This window comes from Vibrio atlanticus (assembly GCF_024347315.1).
In the GTDB taxonomy this organism is placed as follows: Bacteria; Pseudomonadota; Gammaproteobacteria; order Enterobacterales; family Vibrionaceae; genus Vibrio; species Vibrio atlanticus.
Genome location: NZ_AP025461.1, coordinates 381,543 through 401,601, shown reverse-complemented (window position 1 = coordinate 401,601; position 20,059 = coordinate 381,543). Strand labels below are relative to the sequence as shown.

The following is a 20,059-nucleotide window of genomic DNA, read 5'->3' as shown; positions in this document are numbered from 1 at the left end:
TATTATCACTTAAGTAGATATTATCTAGCCAAGTCATTAGCCCATCGGCGGCTATTTAATCGTAAAGAGAGTTAGAAAAATGTCACATAAAGAACGCATGTTGCACATGGTGCTATTTGAATTGGTTGCTTTGGTTTTGATGGCAGGGCTTGCAACCTATATTACAGGAAACGGCGCAGGTGAAATGGCAGGCTTAGCGCTTGCAATATCATTGATAGCGATGGCTTGGAACTACGTTTACAACTATGGCTACGACAAAATTTACGGAACAGACCGAAGCAAAAGAACCACGAAAACACGTATCCTGCACGGATTAGGTTTTGAGCTTGGCTTAATGACAGTGACTCTACCTGTCTTGATGTGGGTTCTACAACTCGACTTCCTAACCGTACTGATCATGGACATCGGCCTAGTTATCTTCTTCGTACTTTACGCGATTGCGTTCAACTGGGCGTATGACTCGGTTCGAGATCAATTGGTTGCGAAAGGAAAAGTGGCAGCTCTGGTTTAGAGCGGTAAGTTCGTATCGTATAACAAGAACATACACCCAAATTAAAACTGCCAAACTACAACATAGTTGGCAGTTTATTCATTTATGCATATAAGCTCATTTGTTAACGCCCTTGTTACATAGCAAAAACATCACACAGCCCTCCCTAATTAAGTCTAATAATCCTCCACTCACGAAGTAGCATCACAAATCCAAACATAAACTCCTCGTACCAGTTGCGCATTCATTTACATATAGGTAGTTTGAGCGGCTTCGCAACCTATCAATTCGAGCAATGACGTTCATGCGAGCATCTTTTTCGAGCAAAAGTGTTCGGATTAACATTTCAAGTGACTTTAATTAACAATTTTATGCTCAAACGCTCACTTTTGATGTTCGTTTATTTTCGAGTTCGCAAATATATGCACAATACACGTGCTAGATAAGCAAAACTAAAAAGGACTCGAACATGACAACAAACAAACACCCTTCTTTATTTGGGCAATGCTTGGCTGAATTTATCGGTACAGGATTACTCATATTCTTTGGCGTTGGCTGTGTGGCCGCTCTGGTATTAACTGGTGCGACATTCGGACAATGGGAAATCAGCATCATCTGGGGCTTCGGTGTTGCGATTGCAATTTACTGTACTGCCGGCGTTTCAGGCGCACACATCAACCCAGCCGTAACGATTGCACTGGCCATGTTCCATGGCTTTGATAAAGCGAAAGTGGTGCCTTACATCATTTCGCAACTGCTTGGCGCTTTCTGCTCTGCAGCATTGGTTTACAGCCTGTACAGCAACCTATTTACTGACTACGAAATCGCACATAACTTTGTTCGTAGCAGCCAAGACGCACTATCAACTGCTGGTATCTTCTCGACTTACCCACATGCTTCACTTTCTTTCTTCGGCGCTTTTGCTGTGGAATTCGTGATTACTGCAGTGTTGATGTTTGCCATTTTAGCGTTAGGTGATGAGAACAACGGCGCATCTCGCGGTGCAATGAACCCTCTACTGATCGGTATTCTTATCGCGGTTATCGGTGGTTCTTTAGGTCCACTGACGGGCTTTGCAATGAACCCTGCTCGTGACTTCGGACCAAAACTGTTCGCTTACTTTGCAGGTTGGGATTTCGCACTAAGCGGTGCTCGTGATATTCCTTACTTCATCGTTCCAATTCTTGCTCCAATTGCTGGTGCGTGTTTTGGTGGTTGGTTGTACCCACGTGTTATCGGTGCTTACCTACCAGTAGAAGGCCAAGGCTGCACAATTCCAAACCAATGTGAAACAGAAGAAGAAGCTGAACAAGCTCAAGCTTAATCCCTAAGCGACCTTACATTTACTAAAATATAAATAACGAAAGAAAAAGGATTCTTACCATGACCGAGCAAAAATACATTGTTGCCCTAGACCAAGGCACCACAAGTTCTCGCGCTGTAATCCTCGATCACGATGCAAACATCGTTAGTTCTTCTCAACGAGAATTCACTCAGATTTACCCGAAAGCGGGTTGGGTTGAGCATGATCCAATGGAAATCTGGGCGACTCAAAGCTCTACATTGGTTGAAGCTCTTGCTAAAGCAGGCATCCGCAGCGATGAGCTAGCGGGCATTGGTATCACGAACCAACGTGAAACCACCATTGTTTGGAACAAAGAGACAGGCAAGCCTGTTTATAACGCAATCGTATGGCAGTGTCGCCGTACTGCAGACATCTGTGAAGACCTAAAAGCGCGTGGCCTAGAAGACTACGTACGTGACAATACAGGCTTAGTCCTTGACCCGTATTTCTCAGGTACAAAAGTAAAATGGATTCTAGACAACGTTGAAGGCGCTCGCGAAGACGCTGAAGCTGGCAAACTATTATTCGGTACCGTTGATACTTGGTTGGTTTGGAAAATGACTCAAGGACGTGTACACGTTACGGATTACACCAACGCGTCACGTACTATGTTGTTCAACATCAACGACCTATGCTGGGATCAGAAGCTACTTGATGAAATGGGCATTCCAGCAATCATGATGCCTGAAGTGAAGCGCTCTTCTGAGGTTTACGGTCAAACGAACCTTGGTGGTAAAGGCGGTACTCGTATCCCAATCGCGGGTATTGCGGGTGACCAACAAGCTGCACTTTACGGTCAAATGTGTGTAGAAGCAGGCCAAGCTAAGAACACTTACGGCACAGGTTGTTTCCTTCTAATGAACACAGGCCAAGAGAAAGTAACATCAAAGAACGGCCTACTAACAACGCTAGCATGTGGTCCTAAAGGTGAGCCTGCATACGCACTTGAAGGTGCAGTATTCATGGGCGGCGCATCAATCCAATGGCTACGTGATGAAATGAAGCTACTGGCTGGCGCAGAAGACTCTGAGTACTTCGCAACAAAAGTAGATTCTTCAAACGGCGTTTACGTAGTCCCTGCGTTTACTGGTTTAGGCGCACCATACTGGGATGCTTACGCTCGCGGTACGATTGTTGGCCTGACTCGTGGTGTTAACTCTAACCACATCATCCGTGCAACGTTGGAAGGTATTGCTTACCAAACGCGTGACGTACTTGACGCAATGCAAGCTGACTCTGGCATCAAGCTAGCGAAACTACGTGTTGATGGCGGCGCAGTAGCGAATAACTTCCTAATGCAATTCCAATCAGACGTGCTGGATACTGAAGTTCACCGCCCTGAAGTAACGGAAGTAACCGCTCTGGGCGCCGCTTACCTTGCCGGCCTAGCGGTTGGTTTCTGGGACAGCATTGATGAGCTTCAAGACAAAGCCGTTCTTGACCGCACATTCATGCCGCACCACGACGAAGAGAAGCGTAACCGCCGTTACAAAGGTTGGAAACGTGCTATCAAGTGTGCACAGGTTTGGTCTGAGCTGCACGATGACGATGACAACGAGTAATACTGATTATTCAGCTAATCGTTAATCATTAGCCGCTGACCTAGGAACCCGAGTAATCTAATCGACTAGATTGTTCGAACCTCAGCAAACGAAACTAAAAAGAGCACTATTTTGTGCTCTTTTTTGCGTTTCAGGCTCAAATTCCGCGTTTTGCGCAGCGTTTTTGCGGTTTAGACATGATTCCTTACCATCATTACTTCTCTCTTTTCATCAATTCGAGCACAATAGCGTGAGTTTATATTTTCGATTTTGACGCGCTAGAGCCCTTTGCGCGCAGGGAGTGGTAAGTTAAGTGAAGCAGATACCAAGACACCAGCAGATTGTAGATCTGGTAAAAACACAAGGATATGTGAGTACCGAAGAGCTCGTTGAAAAGTTCGATGTCAGCCCACAAACCATCAGACGAGACCTCAATGAACTTGCCGATAGCAACAAAATTCGTCGCTATCATGGTGGTGCAACCATTCCTTTAAGCTCAGAAAACACCTCGTATAACACGCGTAAAGCGCTTAACTTCAACGAAAAAGACGTGATCGCCGACGAACTGGTTAAGCACATCCCAGATGGTGCAACCCTATTCGTTGATATCGGTACCACGCCAGAATCGGTGGCACGCGCACTCAACAAAAACCACAAACAACTAAGAGTCGTCACCAACAACATTAACGTTGCCAGCATCCTTCTACCGAACCCAGAGATCAAGGTTATCCTGGCGGGTGGCGAAGTACGCAACCGTGATGGTGGCATTGTTGGTGAAGCGACACTCGATTTCGTGAAGCAGTTCCGCCTCGATTTCGGTATCTTGGGCATCAGCGGCATCGACTTTGATGGCTCACTGCTCGACTTTGATTACCACGAAGTTCGTGTGAAACAAGCTATCATCGAAAACAGTCGCAGCATCTTCTTAGCCGTCGACCACACCAAGTTTGGCCGTAACGCGATGGTTAAGCTCGGTAATATCTCTCAAGCGCACATGGTCTTTACCAACAAGCAGCCACCGGAAGAGATTCTCAACATCCTTAAAGATTCAGCAATACCATTAGAAGTGATCGATACCGCTCGTCCTGTGAGCGAATAACTCAACATAAGTGCTCAGTGAGCCACTTTCTTAAATGAATCACGATTCTTTATAGAAAAGTTAAAAAAGTAAAACTTGCTCGCTGTCATTGTCACTGTCACTGTCACTGTCGCTTCTATGCTCGAATTAGACTTATTTGAACCTCTGCTTTCATAAGCAGAGGTTTTTTTATGCCCAAATCACATAAAACGCGCATAAACGAAAATAATAAATGACCGCAAACGAAAGTTCATATAGGATTCAATTATGTTCTAAAATGCTCGTTCACTCAGAAAGAGGTCAAAACCATGAGTGCTCAACAAAATAATTCAAACAACAGTACATCTTCCACTTTAGACTTGATCGTGATTGGCGGCGGCATCAACGGTGCAGGCATCGCGGCAGACGCATCAGGTCGTGGTCTAAACGTTGGCTTATACGAAGCAAATGATTTCGCATCTGCAACGTCTTCCGCTAGCTCAAAGCTTATCCACGGTGGCCTACGCTACCTTGAACATTACGAATTTCGTTTGGTTTCGGAAGCACTCGCTGAACGTGAAGTCTTGTTAAGAAAAGCACCTCATGTTGCTCAACCAATGCGCTTCCGTTTACCTCATCGACCATTTTTACGCCCAGCTTGGATGATTCGCTGTGGCCTATTCCTTTACGATAACTTGGGTAAGCGCACTACTCTTCCTGGAAGTAAGACAGTCAACCTAGCAAAATCAGGGCTACTGAAACCAGAAATGAAGACAGGCTTCGAATACTCAGATTGCTGGGTGGATGATGCGCGTATGGTATTGCTCAACGTGTTGGCAGCAAAAGAAAACAACGCAGAAGTACGTAACTACTGCCGTGTTGAAAAAGCGCACCGCGAAGGTGGTATTTGGCATGTGACGATCCTTGATGTCATGACAAACCAACGCTTTGAACGCAAAGCAAAAGCGCTTGTTAACGCTGCTGGTCCTTGGGTTAAACAGTTCTTTGATGATGGATTAGAGCAGGCTTCGCCTCGTAATATTCGTCTGATCAAAGGCTCGCACATTGTTGTGCCACGCATTCACGACGAACCACAAGCGTACATTCTGCAAAACAAAGACAATCGCATTGTGTTCATGATCCCTTACCTAGATAAGTTCTCGATCATCGGCACCACCGACCTTGAATACAAAGGCGACCCACGTAACGTCGCAATTGATGATGTCGAAGTGGATTACTTGATTGATATTGTTAACCAACACTTTGTTAAACAGCTCGGTCGTGAAGACGTGGTTTGGACATACAGTGGCGTAAGACCGCTTTGTGACGACGAATCGGATTCACCACAAGCGATCACTCGTGACTACACATTGGAATTGGACGCAGAACTGGATCAAGCACCACTGCTTTCGATCTTCGGCGGCAAACTAACCACTTACCGTAAGCTCGGCGAAGCGGCACTTAAAAAGTTAGAACCACACCTAACCAACATGGGTGCACCATGGACAGCGAACGACACGCTTCCAGGTGGTAACTTTAGTTGCAGCAGAGAGCAGCTTGCGAAGATGATCCACACTAAATACCCTTGGGCATCTGAAGCGTTGTTACTTCGCTACGTGACTCAATTTGGTACTTACACGTGGAAGCTACTGGAAGGCGCAAATAGCGAAGCTGACCTTGGCATCCAATTCTCAAGCGAAGCGCATGGCGTTTATCAAGTTGAAATCGATTACTTGATCAATGAAGAGATGGCGATGACAGACGAAGACATCTTGTGGCGCAGAACCAAACTTGGCCTGTACATGAGCGAATCCGAGCAGCAAGCGGTGACGGATTACCTGAAAGAGAAGCTACAAAGCAAGGTTGTAAGCTTTTCTCAAGTAGGCTAACCCCACCAGCCTAAACATGGTTCAAGAACATATTTAACAACGAAGCTTAGCGTCCCCCGCGCTAAGCTTTTTTATTGCCTGCTATTCCGGCCTAAGAACTCGATCAGATAAATCTCTCGATTGATCGTCTCCTTCGCACGGACTGAGGCTCTGTTCACACCTCTATTTTCAACAAAAACTAAATAGTGTTTTATTAATCAGCTTGATTATCAACTTTACAAAAGATTGCTATTCTTTACCTCAACGAAACGACACATTTAGAAACGCTCACTATGTCAGCGTTTTAATAAGGAATCTATTCCATGCAAAAAGTTATTCTGATCACAGGCTCTACCGATGGTATCGGCTTCGAAACGGCAAAAGTACTTGTTCAACAAGGTCACCACGTTTTATTGCATGGACGTAACCCAAGCAAGCTCAAAGACGTAGAGCAACAACTTGTGGAGATCTCTGATGAAGTAAAAATTCAAAGTTATGTGGCAGACTTGTCTGTTCTGGCCGATGTGGATGCGTTGGCTGACAAAGTAATTGCTGAGCACGATAAGATTGATGTACTGATTAACAACGCAGGTGTGTTCAACACTCCGAACCCAATCACTAAAGACGGTTTAGATGTTCGTTTTGTTGTGAATACCATTTCACCATACCACCTGACTAAACGTCTGCTACCTTTACTCGATGCATCTAGCCGAGTAGTGAACCTATCTTCAGCGGCGCAAGCAGCAGTGAACATCGAAGCGCTAGAAGGCAAGAAACCGCTTTCTGATGGCGACGCTTACGCACAAAGCAAGCTTGCGATCACCATGTGGACTCGCGAGATGGCAAAAGAGTCAGGCTCTACAGCGCCAATGGTGGTTGCGGTCAACCCAGCTTCGTTACTAGGCAGTAAGATGGTGAAAGACGCTTACGGCATTGCAGGCGGCGACCTAAGCATCGGTTCTGATATTCTGGTTCGCGCATCATTGTCTGATGAGTTCGCACAAGCAGGCGGTCAATACTTTGATAACGACAACAACACGTTTGCTAACCCGCACCCAGATGCTATATACGGTGATAAATCACAGCAAGTTGTCGCTAAAATTGAAGAGATCATTACGACAATCTTGTCATAGAGAAACAGAAGCCTATCTTTTTAAGCTTAGGCAATCGCTGATACTAAAAAGCTCTGCACTGTGTAAGGTAGAACTTTATTAATGCAGAGCCTTGCCGTAAATCTATTTTTGACCCAACAATACAGTGGGTTTCAATTCCTCTATATTGTTGAGTCAAAAACAAAAAAACTCCCGAAGGAGTTTTTGTCTAAATCTGCAATTCGCCATTTAGTTAGTCAGTTAGTTAGTTAGTCAGCAAAATTACCAGCTCACTAGCTCGTTAAACGAGCATGCAGTGAATCTTTAAGCTCAGAACGATCATGTTTTAATTGGAGCATCGAGCCGTCATCAATGGGTGAATCTTTCAGCTCTAGTTTACGAATCTCTTTATCAAGGTTGTCGTATGTCTTCATATCTTCTGCAAAGCCATCGTCAGTTTTAGCAAGCTCAGCAATTTTGTCTTTCATTTCAGGAAATTCGTGAACAAGAGAGTGATTTTCACCTAACATAGAAACCTCTTAAGTTGAGTAAAGTGATTGGATTAAACTTAAACACATTCGTTATTAACCTTAGCAAGTGGTACAAATAACAAACGAGATCCAGTACACAGCGTAGAATATAGACAGTTCAGATTCAAAAATTTATAACATGCACCCAAAAAGTCAGTCGTTTTACATAGAAGAAAGCCTCACTTCAGCGCAAGGCTTTATAAGGAAGACTGGCTGGGTGCCCTACGATGTATTTATCGATAATTTAAATTTGAAAAGAGAACAAATAACAAAAAGCAGAACTTCAATTCCTTAAAGTTCTGATTTAACAATCCATGATTGCTTACGCTCTGCGCTTTTTGAAAGCGTGCCAGCCGGCGCTGAGAATTGTTTTTACCACCACACTTAATGCGCTTAGTTTAGGGTCGGTATTCTTGCCAGAGGCAATGCGCCACATCTGATGTTCATACCAAACCAGCCCAACCATCGCCATTTTGTCTAAAGCGGGCTTTCCTGTGGTTGGCACCGTTAGCAGCATGCCGTGGCTAGGGTTTTCAATTAACTTGTTAGGGAAATCTGGATCAACCGCCATTGTGCGCGCAATACCAATAAAATCGGTCGCCGAGGTGTTTAATGCTTCATTCATTGCTTGCGCGGTTCGAAAACCACCCGTGACCACCAGCGGAGTGCTGACGAGTTTTCTCGCCTTCACCATGTAATCCATAAAATACGCTTCACGTTTTACCGTGCTGGCCTTGATTGGTTCAGCTTTGCTCTTTGAACCCATCATTGATGGACTTTCATAGGTGCCGCCAGAGATCTCAATCAGGTCGATACCGTTATCACTCAGTGTTTGCACAACCTGCATCGACTCTTCTTCAGTGAAGCCACCTTTCATGAAGTCGGCGCTGTTGAGCTTAATTCCGACAGGGAAATCTTCACCGACCTCTTTTCGAATCGCGCGATAAACCTCAAGCACAAGACGAAGTCTGTTTTCGAGTGAGCCACCCCATTTGTCTTGGCGTTGATTGTGTCTCGAAGACAAAAACTGACTCACGAGATAACCATGAGCACCGTGAATCTGCACACCAGTAAAGCCTGCTTGTTTTGATAGCTTTGCACTCAGCGCAAATTTATCAATAATTGCGATGATTTCCGTCTCAGTCAGAGCTCGTGGCGTATTGAAGCCTTTCTCTAATCCACGCTCTAAAGAGATCGCCGAAGGCGCAACCGGGCTATCACATAAGAACTTAGGAATTTGCTTACCTGGGTGATTCAGTTGCATCCATATCTGCGAACCATTCTGTGTCCCGGCACTCGCCCACTCACGAAATATGGTTAAGTCACTGTGCTCATCCAACACAACGTTTTTAGGTTCACCAAGCGCGCCTCTATCGACCATCACGTTGCCCGTCATGGATAGACCAATTCCTCCTTGAGCCCAACGATCATAAAGCGTGACTAAACCTTGCTTAGGATTATGGTGTTTATCACCTAGCTGTTCACTCATTGCCGATTTGAACAGGCGATTTTTGATCACTTGGCCATTAGGAAGAGAAAAAGGGTCGTTGAGGCAGATCGGATTCATGCGCGTGGTTACTTTCTTTGGTCTATATATTCAGTCCAGTATGCCCTATTTTATCCGACAGTTCTGAGCATTTAGTGCGTATTTCCAAGCAAGTTTCACTCAATAATAAAATACCAGCGGCATAGCAGCTGGCATTAATCGATTATAAATAGAATCTCAAAAACTGGGCTGACGCTGCTGAAATATGCCAACCAGAAAGGCTCGAACACCCTTTACGCTCATGGTAATTGTCGTTATTGTGATTCTCTACGCCATCATCACAAGGACTGTCTGAGAGTTATGAACAGCACGATTGAAACTATTCTGGGGCACCGCTCCATTCGTCAATATACAAATCAACCGATTGAAAAAGCACAACTTGATGTGATTATTCAGGCTGGTCTCGCGGCTTCATCATCGAGCTTACTGCAGGCTGTTTCTATCGTGAGAGTGACAGACAAAGAGAAGCGCAAACTGTTAGCCGAATACGCAGGCAACCAAGCTTACGTTGAGAACGCGGCTGAGTTTTTGGTGTTCTGTATCGACTATCAACGCCACGCGCAAATCAACCCTGAAGTGAAAACCGACTTTACTGAACTGACCCTGATTGGCGCGGTAGATTCTGGCATCATGGCGCAAAACTGCATGTTGGCTGCTGAGTCTCTAGGTTTAGGTGGCGTATACATTGGCGGGTTACGTAACAGCGCACAACAAGTCGATGAACTACTGGAACTTCCACAACACACGGCCGTGCTATTTGGTATGTGTTTAGGTCACCCTGCGCAGCAGCCTGAAGTCAAACCTCGCCTTCCTGCTCACGTGGTGATGCACGAAAACCAATACCAACCGCTGAGCCTAGATGAGATTGCTCGCTACGACGATTCGATGCAGAGCTACTACGCAAACCGCTCAAGCAATCAGAAGCAAAGCAGCTGGTCACAGCAGATCACGCAGAAGCTGTCTGGAGAGTCTCGCCCTCACATTCTGCCTTACTTAAACAGTAAACAGCTGACCAAGCGATAGACCGTTAAGCGATTTCAGCAATAAGCAGCACAAACAAAAATGTCAGCGTATTATGCGCTGACATTTTTCATTTATACGGTGCCGATTTTGCTACAGATACTTCTCAATCGGTAACAACTGTAAGAAGCCTGACTGCATGCGTTCCCACTTGCCTGTTTCTGGTTCGCTGTCCCAACTTTGTTCACCTGAATACCAATACACGTCACCATCTTCCAGTTCCAAACGCCAGCTATTGTCGTCACTCATTGCTTGCTCAATAGTTTTTGCTAACGTTTCAGCAATCTCTTTATTCTCGATGATCAAAACCGATTCCGTATTGAGGTAGGTAGAACGCAAGTTGAAGTTAAATGAACCGATGCTCGCGATGCTGCGGTCGAATACGACTGATTTTGCGTGCAAGCCATAGGCCGTCTCAGGCGCACATTTAGACACGTCTTGAGTCGAAGCTTCGCACAGCTTAGATTCTGGTTTTAGCTCAAACAGGTCAATACCATGCTCCAGCATGTCGTAACGTCTACCCGCATAAGCGGAGTGATTGGTCACCAGATCATTAGACGCCATTGAGTTAGTTAGCGCTTTTATCTCAACGCCCTTGTTATTCAATACCTGCCACTCTTCAAGCTGACCATCATCGAATACAAGGTAAGCCGATTCCAATAAGATCTCTTGTTTCGATTCGCTCGCTAACTTACCTAGAAGAATCGCGGTCGCTTTTGGTTCATCAGTATTATCGGAGTCATCAGGGACGGGTTGATCATAAACAAAACGCGCATTCACCCAAGTCATCTCACCAATCACCTCTTTCAGTAAGCTATCAGAAGCCTTACGATCTAATGGTAATTCAGGATAATTTTGATAATGCGGAACGACAATATTATCTATCTTCGAGAGATCAGGTTGCTCGTCATCACCCAGCATATCGACAGGGTAAGACCAACGGCTGTTCCAGTATTCAACAAAACTGGTTTGGATGGTGTTAACTACCGAGCCCATGACTAATACATCGCGGTCTCGGAAATTGATTTCATCAGAAAGGTCGAAGTATTCATCACCAATATTACGTCCACCCACCACAGACAAAGTACCATCGACGGTAAACGACTTATTGTGCATACGGCGATTTAAACGAGAAAAGTCGCCGACAAAGCTCAGCCATTTACTGAAACCGCGGCGTGTTGGTGTTGGATTGAAGATACGAATCTCGACGTTCGGGTGCGCATCCAGTGCCGACAGCAAACCTTCACGTTCGTTGAGGTTGATATCATCCAGCATTACGCGCACCTTCACACCACGCTCGGCCGCGGCTAATAAACGGCTAGCGAGATAGCTGCCCGATTCGTCAGAGTTCCAGATGTAGTATTGAATGTCGATGGTGTGCTCGGCACTTTCGACCAGCGCTAATCGCTGTGCCAAAGCATCCCAACCGGACTCTTGCAGACGAACCGCAGTGTTGCCTTGCTCTAAAGCTTCAGGCTGAAATTCATTGGTTAGAACCGATAAAGAACTAGGTGTAGGAGAGGTTGGCGGTTCTGTCGGGTGATCGATGCCTTCGGGTAATGAAGAACAGCCGCCGAGAATAGCGACTAAAACTAAGGTTAAACTGATGCGTTGGAGCACAGGCATGTGTCTGACTTCCTTTTCACGGTAACGTCTTTAGAAACTGTCCCAACAGCTTTGCGATTAACAAGCTGTTCAGGTCTATTCATTGATTATTACTGCTAAAGCCTGAAATTTATAGGTAATTATCCACTATAAATGAAACATCAGAACCTCATCGTGAGCAGCACATCACTAAACCGCGCCCTGAAACCTTCATCTTGGTTCTGAAATTACTGCGATCTCAACTGTTCGATACCCAAGCAGTACAAGCCTAAAGGCCTTCGCACCATCTCAACTGTGATCTCAGTTCTGTCTGGGTTGCAGTTCAGCGCCAGCGCGTAGCCATGCAGATAGTCCACCAGCAAATGAAGGGCGTCTTCCGTTTGTTCTGATGTTAGCTCCAAAGGACTCAGCACCGCTTCAAAGCGCTCGCTAAACACCTCGACAGGCCCAAGAGATTTCATCGTCAGCAGGGTTTCTAGCAACCCACTATAATTATTCAGTACCGACAGGTAACTCACACTCAGTTGATAAAGGTTCTCTTGCCACGCTTGGTTTTGTTCAGGCTCCGCAACTTCTCCTACCAACGACACAGTGATCGACTCCAACAGATCATTTTTGTTTTTGAAGTAATGGTAAATCGCCATCGCATCCACACCGAGTTCTGTCGCTAGCCCCCGAATACTCGGGACTTTGCCACTTTCGCGCATCATGTTTTTGGCCGTATATAAGATCTTCTCAGCGCTGAGTTGGCTTGATCCACTCTTTGGCCGACCTCGTTGTTGATCCTTGACAGTCATAACGCCACCTCTTAAACTTAATTTCTACACTGTAGAATATTTTAATTTATTACGGTGTAATTGCCAAGTTCCTGTTCAATTTCGGAGTTAAAAATGTCAAATATTGTCTTTATCGGCGTGAGTCTGGATGGTTACATTGCGGACAAACAAGGTAGCCTAGATTGGCTCCACGCGATCCCAAATCCAGAGGGTGATGACATGGGTTACAACGCCCATACTGATCGCATTAATGCTTTGGTCATGGGCCGCAACACGATGGATATGGTATTGAGCTTTGGTATTGATTGGCCTTACACCAAACCGGTCTATGTGCTGAGTAACACCTTGACGGAAGTGTCTAAGGAACTGGAAGGTAAAGTGTTCCTGATGAAGGGCGAGTTAACTCAGATCATCGAAGAGCTGAACGGCAAAGGCATGAACAACCTTTACATTGATGGTGGCGTCACCATTCAAAACTTCATGAAAGAAGACCTGATTGATGAGCTGATCATCTCGACGATTCCTGTCGTTCTTGGTGGTGGCTCGCCTTTGTTTGGTGACTTAGTTTCTCCTCTCAACTTTACATTGAAAGGCGTCAACACTTACCTAGATGAAATTGTACAAACTCACTACTTGCGTAAGCGTTAAACTATTGTCCATATAAAGGGAATGTAACGATCAACACTGAAAACAGTGTTCACGCTGCATAACCTTTATAGTCCCTACCAAAACCTCCCCTAAAGTAGTACCCTTTATCGTCTCTCATTCTTGATGGTAGCTGGATATTATGAAGCTTTTGGTCGATCGCACTGGTGAACAGTTTTTAGAAATTCTGCAAGAATCGGGAGACACGCTGACGGTTCAATTCATTACCAATGAAGGCAATCGAAAGGGTAAGCCATTCCAAGATAGCTTGAGTGGATTGTTCCTCACAGGATGGAAGCCGCGCACGACCTCAACCGCGATTGGCCTAGAACGCTTTAAGCAAGACAAACTTGAAGATCCCAAAGTGAGTTTCGCATTGCACCAACTCTATCCACTGGGTCGAGACGTAAAATTACCTTCCGGTGATATCGCAACTATCGCGAGTTACGCCAATACCCATGCCGATGGCTACTATATGTTTGTGCGCCTCAACGATGAATTAACCCGACTCAAGATTACGCCCGATTGGGAACTGCAACCTTCCGTTCAAAGGTTAGCCTTGCCTTATTACCCTGTGCCAAGAAGCCAGCAAGAACTCGACAATATTGACGATTTTGATGCGTGGGCGGGCGGTTTTTAAACACTGAAAGTCAGTAAACGCTATTGAGATCACATCCACCTATCGAATCTCAAGACAACAATATGTGCTCTCTAAACATTGATACGAATACCCGTTCTCAAACGATTCAAATAACGGTTTGACTGTGTGCTGCTAAAGAGTGTTTCATTCTTCCCTACAAGCTCAAACGGGGCTGTATAAAATCAATAAACGCCGAGATACGTTTAGAGACAGAGGACGACTTGTAATAAACCGCATTCACTCGCTCTCGGTCTGTGTTGGCAAGTTTGTCTTGTTCCAAGATAGGGATTAGGCGACCCGCAGCCATATCTTCCTGCACCATAAACCCCGATAAACAAGCAATACCATTTCCTGCTAAGACTAGTTGACGCACGGTTTCACCATTACTGGCTGTCACAGTAGGCGCGACATCACTTTGATTTGGTAAAGGCCAATGGTTAAGCACTTTGTTACCCGCAAACCCCACAATTTGATGCGAACTCAAATCTTCAGGTTTGGTGGGCAACCCACGCTTAGCGAGATAACCAGGTGACGCCACAATATGGAGTAAGCTTTTACCTAACGGTCGAGCGTGCAGTGTTGAATCGGACAGCTTACCGATTCGAATCGCAACATCAGTTCTCTTTTCGAGAAGATCAACGAAGCCTTCGTTGGAAGTGAGTTCCAACTCAATGTCTGGGTAAGCCTCTTTGAATGACTGCACCAACGGCACTAGCTGATGGAATACGAATGGACTGGCGGCATCGACTCTTAAACGACCTTTTGGCAACTCTCCGCGCGACACGATTTCTTCTTCCGCGCTCTGAATCATCTGTAATCCCACCCTGACTGAATCGACAAACTGCCGTCCTTCCTCCGTCAATTCCACGCGTCTCGTTGTTCGGTTGAATATTGAGACGCCGAGTTGCGACTCAACCTTACTCACCGAACGAGACACCTTGGCGACCTGCACATCCAACGCCTCTGCCGCCGCAGAAAAACCACCAGCATCGACAACGGTGAGTACCATTTCTAAATCATCTGAACGGGTTAACATAAGGCTCCTTCACTATTTTCATTTTGTTTAATGTCATCTCGCTTGTGATCATCACAGCTCAAATCATCTGTGTCTTTTCGATCTCATCAGCTTAATCCAATGATCGGCTAACTCTCCAATTATTGCAAATAGCACAAAGGTTATTTGTTAATGATGGCCTTTTTCACAAATATATTTTGCTAGATAATCCTCGCCATCAAACGAAGCGCTCCTATTGCAGTCACAAGCTGCCCCATTTTATCGCGCTCGGTATTTAGCAAAGAACAGTAAGAGAGATGATTATGCCATTAGCATTACTTGCATTGACGCTCAGCGCCTTTGCCATCGGAACCACAGAATTTGTCATCGTAGGCTTGATTCCTACCATGGCGAGCGACTTGAATGTATCTCTGCCATCGGCAGGTTTATTAGTTAGTTTATATGCGCTTGGCGTTGCTATTGGCGCACCAGTATTAACGGCATTAACTGGCAAATGGAATCGTAAAGCGGTGTTGCTGACCGTGATGGCATTGTTTGTCATTGGTAACTTATTGGCGTGGCAAGCTCCAGGCTATAACACGCTGATCGCCGCACGAATTTTGACTGGCCTTGCCCATGGTGTGTTCTTCTCGATCGGATCGACCATCGCGACAGGTTTGGTTTCAAAAGATAAAGCAGCCAGTGCCATCGCGATCATGTTTACGGGTTTAACGGTTGCATTGGTAACCGGCGTACCACTGGGCACTTACATCGGCCAAACCTTTGGCTGGCAAGCAACCTTCTTGATCGTTGCTCTGCTTGGTCTTATTGCTCTTATCGGTAGCGCTATCTTGGTTCCAAGCAACCTTAAGCAACCACCTGCGGCGAAGATTTCGGCACAGTTGAAAGTTCTAACTCAACCACGATTACTGTTGGTTTACGCTATCACAGCACTAGGTTATGGCGGCACATTCACAGCCTTTACCTTCCTTGCTCCAATACTGGAAAACGTATCTGGGTTTGATTCGAGCTCAATCAGTCTCATCATGTTGGTTTACGGTGTGTCAGTGGCGGTGGGTAACATCTGGGGCGGAAAAATGGCTGACAAGATAGGCCCGATTAAAGCGCTGACCGTTATCTTCTCTGGTTTAGCCGCAGTACTGGTGGTATTCAACTTTACCGCTGTAAACCCTTATGCAGCCGTTGGGACTATTTTGGTTTGGGGTGCATTTGCATTCGGTAACGTTCCGGGGCTACAAGTATATGTTGTGAAACTGGCTGAGAAATACACACCAGACGCCGTTGATGTCGCTTCTGGATTGAACATTGCAGCCTTCAACGTCGGTATTGCATTAGGCTCATGGGGCGGTGGTTTGATTGTCGCGAAATCTGGATTAATGAACACCCCTTGGGTAGGTGCTGTGATTGTTTTGATCGCTCTTGTTCTGACTCGATTCAGTGGTGCGTTAGATAAGAAGCAAGCACAACAAGCTGTTCCGTCTAGCATCTAGCAAGGATAGAAAAAACAAAGCCCGAACCTAGGTTCGGGCTTCGTCATTTACATCTGATTATTGTCCGTTATCGATCGATTTCAGCACTTTACATGGATTACCGACGGCAACCACATTGGCTGGGATGTCTTTAGTTACCACACTGCCCGCGCCAATCACACTGTTTTCGCCAATGGTCACGCCAGGGCAGATGATCACACCACCACTAAGCCAAACATTGTCACCAACGTTAATTGGCGTGCCAAATTCGACGCCTTCTTCTACTCGGCCTTTCACATCGAGTGGGTGACCTGCGGTCAGGATTTGAACGTTCGGACCAAGCAGCACATTGTCGCCAATGGTCACTTCAGCCACATCCAAAATCACGCAGTTAAAGTTAGCGTAGAAGTTCTTGCCCAGCTTGATGTTCGAGCCGTAGTCACAACGAAATGGAGGTTCTAAGTGCGCATTTTCACAGCCTGGAATGAGCGCTTGCGTTGCCGCTTCCCATTCAGGAGTGTCAGGAATACTGTTATTGAGTTTTTGAAGCACCTTACGACACTCGATACGAGCGGCATAAAGCTCTTTATCCCAAGCCTGATAAGGTTCGCCTGCTAGCATTTTTTGTTTTTCTGTTTTCACGTTACTTACCTGTTCTCGCATCAATTAGTTATTTTCATATTACTGATCTAGTTTCACATTACTTAACTAATGGTGGTCAATTCATCGACAAAAAAACGCAATATCGCACATCTAAATAACAGTGAATAAGGAGTGTTTGAGCTTGGTTGAAGAGATGCGCAGCTCGTCACTTTTTGTAGGTGAAATATGAAATTCGATCAGTGCTAATTTAGCTTCGCTATCGAATCACGTAACACCAAACTGCCAGTGGTATTGATAGTGGTCGCTTGCTCTTTTTCACCGACAATTTTCAGGATCGCCTTTTGCGTCATTTGCTCTAATGGCACACTCACAGAGGTTAAGCTTGGCGTTAAGAACGCGCCGACTTTGCTGTTATCAAATCCAACAATTGAGATGTCTTTCGGCAATGAATATCCCAGCTCCGTTAACGCCTTGATCGCGCCAATCGCCATGTCATCGTTTTCAGACAAGATCGCAGTGAAGCTTACTTTGCTTTCCACTAAAGCTTGCGCGGCACGGTAACCGCTCTCCATCGTCCAATCACCTTGAGCTACTTTGGAGTCATCCAATGCAATACCCTGTTTAGTTAGCACATCTTGATAGGCTTGGTAACGCAGTTCATCGGTCGAAGAGCCGGCTTTACCACGAATGACCGCAATATCTGTATGACCTTGCTCGATGATGTGTTCTACCATCAGACAAGCACTCTGATAATGGTCGGTGGTAATAGCATGATTGGGCTTCGACGGCATTTCTCGGTTGAGTACCAGAATCGGTGTGTCAGTGCTTTCGATGATCTTTGCAATCTCACTTTCGGTTAAGCACTGTGGATAGATGATGATGCCCGCGCACTTCATATCCAGCAGGAAATTGATCGCCTTTATTTCGTCTTCTGCGCTGTGTTTGCCGTCGGTGATCACCAATTGGTGATTCGACTTTTCGCTATAAGAAGCCGCGTGATACATCAAGGAAGAGAAGTAAGGGCCATTGAACAACTCATTGGTGATCACAAAGCCGATGAAATTGGTTTTTTTGGTCGCCAATTGCTGAGCTAACAAGTTTGGCCGATAACCCGTCTCTTGAATCGCATCGAATACCTTTTTTACCACATCTGGGCGCACGATGTTCTTGCCATTTAAGACACGAGAAACGGTCGATTTAGATACGCCTGCGCGGTTCGCGACATCAAGCATGGTTACCATTCGCTTCTTTTCCTTTATAAAAAATTAGCCGACATAGGCCGACTAATTCATTGCAAAATGACAGCTCACAGTTCACATAACTGCGCTGGGAAATGCATTCTAAATAGTGGCACCGTTAGATGCAATCACGCCTTTATACCACTCGAACGACTTCTTGCGCTTGCGTTCTAGTGAGCCAGATTGATCGTTGTGCTTATCTACATAAATGAAGCCATAACGCTTTTTCATCTCACCGGTGGTAAACGACACTAAGTCGATACAGCCCCAAGGGGTGTAACCCATCAAATCAACACCGTCGATTACGACTGCTTTTTTCATCTCTTTGATGTGGTCGCCAAGGTAAGCAATACGGTAGTCGTCATTAATGCTGCCATCTTCTTCAATGGTATCAACAGCGCCAAAACCGTTTTCAACGATGAACAATGGCACTTCATAACGTTCATACAGAGAAGCCAAACAGAAACGTAAACCCGTTGGATCAATTGGCCAGCCCCAATCGCTAGACTGGATAAACGGGTTATCGACCGAGTTTTCATGACCGCCGTCCATTGCTTCTTCGGTTGACTGATGCGAAGAAGAATCCAAAGTATTCGACATGTAGTAGCTAAAGCCTAAGTAATCCGCTTTACCTTCTTTCAAGATTTGCTCATCTTCAGGCTGCATCTCAATGTTGAAGCCTTTGATTGCCCAGTCACGCTTGGCGTAATTTGGGTAGTGACCACGCACCATCACATCCGAGAAGAAGTAACGATCACGCATCGCTTGCTGTGCCACCATGATGTCTTCTGGCTTTGAAGAGCGAGGGTAGAAAGGCACCATCGCACACATTGCGCCAATCTGAAGATCTGGGTTGATCTCGTGACCTTTCTTAACCACTAAAGCACTTGCAACAAACTGGTGGTGAACCGCTTGATACATTGCTTCTTGCGGCTTTTCACATTGTGGGAACTTCACGCCAGAACATAACCAACCGAAGATGTCTGCCGAGGTGTTCATCTGGTTATTTATCTCATTGAACGTCATCCAGTACTTCACTTTGTGCTGGTATCGCTCCATCACCGTAGTTGAATACTTAACGAAGAAGTCGATCACTTTGCGGTTCATCCAGCCGCCATATTCGTTAGCTAGATGGTAAGGCATTTCAAAGTGGCTCAGTGTGACCACAGGCTGAATATCGTATTTCAATAGCTCATCAAACAGATCGTCATAAAACGCTAATCCCGCTTCACACGGCTCAGCTTCATCGCCATTTGGGAAAATACGCGTCCACGCAATGCTGGTTCTAAAACACTTAAAACCCATCTCTGCGAATAACTTAATGTCTTCTTTGTAGCGATGGTAGAAATCAACAGCGACTTGGTTGGGGTAGTTTTCGCCATCAATCACACCATCGGTGATTCGACGTTGTACACCATGAGCGCCCGCTGTTAATACATCAACAACACTGACACCTTTACCATTCGCATCCCAGCCGCCTTCTAGCTGATGCGCTGCAACCGCACCACCCCATAAAAAATCGTTCGGAAATTCGTTGTTCATACCATTACTCGCTACAAGTTATTCGCAAAAAAGAGCAG

18 protein-coding genes are annotated in these 20,059 nt (G+C 45.6%); 10 read left to right on the top strand and 8 right to left on the bottom strand.

What is annotated here, in order from left to right; all coding sequences use genetic code 11:
• The first annotated feature begins 79 nt into the window (after window positions 1-79).
• From OCV30_RS17515 to OCV30_RS17490, 6 genes are all read left to right on the top strand, one after another.
• The gene (locus tag OCV30_RS17515) at window positions 80-511 is read left to right on the top strand and encodes a PACE efflux transporter (protein WP_065679196.1); all 432 of its coding nucleotides are present in this window, start codon (window positions 80-82) and stop codon (window positions 509-511) included.
• Window positions 512-959: 448 nt separating this feature from the next.
• Window positions 960-1,814, top strand: coding sequence for an MIP/aquaporin family protein (locus tag OCV30_RS17510; RefSeq protein WP_004732234.1), 855 nt, complete (start codon window positions 960-962; stop codon window positions 1,812-1,814).
• Window positions 1,815-1,873: 59 nt separating this feature from the next.
• Complete coding sequence (glpK, locus tag OCV30_RS17505) at window positions 1,874-3,397, top strand: glycerol kinase GlpK (RefSeq protein WP_004732235.1); 1,524 nt, start codon at window positions 1,874-1,876, stop codon at window positions 3,395-3,397.
• Window positions 3,398-3,689: 292 nt separating this feature from the next.
• Window positions 3,690-4,475: a DeoR/GlpR family transcriptional regulator gene (locus OCV30_RS17500; RefSeq protein ID WP_004732237.1), complete on the top strand. Its 786-nt coding sequence runs from the start codon at window positions 3,690-3,692 to the stop codon at window positions 4,473-4,475.
• 287 nt (window positions 4,476-4,762) lie between these two features.
• Complete coding sequence (glpD, locus tag OCV30_RS17495; RefSeq protein ID WP_029224413.1) at window positions 4,763-6,322, top strand: glycerol-3-phosphate dehydrogenase; 1,560 nt, start codon at window positions 4,763-4,765, stop codon at window positions 6,320-6,322.
• 302 nt (window positions 6,323-6,624) lie between these two features.
• Complete coding sequence (locus tag OCV30_RS17490; protein ID WP_065679195.1) at window positions 6,625-7,434, top strand: SDR family NAD(P)-dependent oxidoreductase; 810 nt, start codon at window positions 6,625-6,627, stop codon at window positions 7,432-7,434.
• A gap of 251 nt (window positions 7,435-7,685) precedes the next feature.
• Here the strand turns inward: OCV30_RS17490 and OCV30_RS17485 are convergent, their stop codons facing one another.
• The gene (locus tag OCV30_RS17485; RefSeq protein WP_065679194.1) at window positions 7,686-7,922 is read right to left on the bottom strand and encodes an HP1242/YdcH family protein; all 237 of its coding nucleotides are present in this window, start codon (window positions 7,920-7,922) and stop codon (window positions 7,686-7,688) included.
• A 322-nt stretch (window positions 7,923-8,244) separates the two neighbouring features.
• Entirely contained in the window at window positions 8,245-9,489 is a 1,245-nt protein-coding gene (locus OCV30_RS17480; RefSeq protein ID WP_065679193.1) for an NADH:flavin oxidoreductase/NADH oxidase family protein, read from the bottom strand.
• 279 nt (window positions 9,490-9,768) lie between these two features.
• Here OCV30_RS17480 and nfsA point away from each other — a divergent pair, with 279 nt between their 5' ends.
• Window positions 9,769-10,491, top strand: a complete 723-nt coding sequence (nfsA, locus tag OCV30_RS17475) for an oxygen-insensitive NADPH nitroreductase (RefSeq protein ID WP_065679192.1) — start codon at window positions 9,769-9,771, stop codon at window positions 10,489-10,491.
• 90 nt (window positions 10,492-10,581) lie between these two features.
• Here the strand turns inward: nfsA and OCV30_RS17470 are convergent, their stop codons facing one another.
• Window positions 10,582-12,114 (bottom strand): phospholipase D family protein, encoded by a 1,533-nt coding sequence (locus tag OCV30_RS17470; RefSeq protein ID WP_065679191.1) that lies wholly within the window; start codon window positions 12,112-12,114, stop codon window positions 10,582-10,584.
• A gap of 206 nt (window positions 12,115-12,320) precedes the next feature.
• Entirely contained in the window at window positions 12,321-12,890 is a 570-nt protein-coding gene (locus OCV30_RS17465) for a TetR/AcrR family transcriptional regulator (protein WP_065679190.1), read from the bottom strand.
• A 93-nt stretch (window positions 12,891-12,983) separates the two neighbouring features.
• Between OCV30_RS17465 and OCV30_RS17460 the strand changes: the two genes are divergently transcribed.
• Together OCV30_RS17460 and OCV30_RS17455 are read left to right on the top strand one after the other, a co-directional pair.
• Window positions 12,984-13,517 carry a dihydrofolate reductase family protein gene (locus OCV30_RS17460; RefSeq protein WP_065679189.1) on the top strand — a complete coding sequence of 178 codons (534 nt, stop codon included), beginning with the start codon at window positions 12,984-12,986 and terminating at the stop codon, window positions 13,515-13,517.
• 139 nt (window positions 13,518-13,656) lie between these two features.
• Window positions 13,657-14,154 carry a hypothetical protein gene (locus OCV30_RS17455; protein ID WP_065679188.1) on the top strand — a complete coding sequence of 166 codons (498 nt, stop codon included), beginning with the start codon at window positions 13,657-13,659 and terminating at the stop codon, window positions 14,152-14,154.
• 154 nt (window positions 14,155-14,308) lie between these two features.
• Here the strand turns inward: OCV30_RS17455 and OCV30_RS17450 are convergent, their stop codons facing one another.
• A complete protein-coding gene (locus OCV30_RS17450; protein ID WP_017067576.1) occupies window positions 14,309-15,190 on the bottom strand; it encodes a LysR family transcriptional regulator in 882 nt (293 codons plus the stop codon).
• A 281-nt stretch (window positions 15,191-15,471) separates the two neighbouring features.
• Between OCV30_RS17450 and OCV30_RS17445 the strand changes: the two genes are divergently transcribed.
• A complete protein-coding gene (locus OCV30_RS17445) occupies window positions 15,472-16,659 on the top strand; it encodes an MFS transporter (RefSeq protein ID WP_065679187.1) in 1,188 nt (395 codons plus the stop codon).
• Window positions 16,660-16,716: 57 nt separating this feature from the next.
• Here OCV30_RS17445 and OCV30_RS17440 read toward each other — a convergent pair whose 3' ends face one another.
• From OCV30_RS17440 to OCV30_RS17430, 3 genes are all read right to left on the bottom strand, one after another.
• The gene (locus OCV30_RS17440; protein WP_065679254.1) at window positions 16,717-17,280 is read right to left on the bottom strand and encodes a sugar O-acetyltransferase; all 564 of its coding nucleotides are present in this window, start codon (window positions 17,278-17,280) and stop codon (window positions 16,717-16,719) included.
• 203 nt (window positions 17,281-17,483) lie between these two features.
• Complete coding sequence (locus tag OCV30_RS17435) at window positions 17,484-18,482, bottom strand: LacI family DNA-binding transcriptional regulator (protein WP_065679186.1); 999 nt, start codon at window positions 18,480-18,482, stop codon at window positions 17,484-17,486.
• Window positions 18,483-18,581: 99 nt separating this feature from the next.
• Complete coding sequence (locus tag OCV30_RS17430) at window positions 18,582-20,021, bottom strand: 6-phospho-beta-glucosidase (RefSeq protein ID WP_065679185.1); 1,440 nt, start codon at window positions 20,019-20,021, stop codon at window positions 18,582-18,584.
• Window positions 20,022-20,059: the final 38 nt, after the last annotated feature.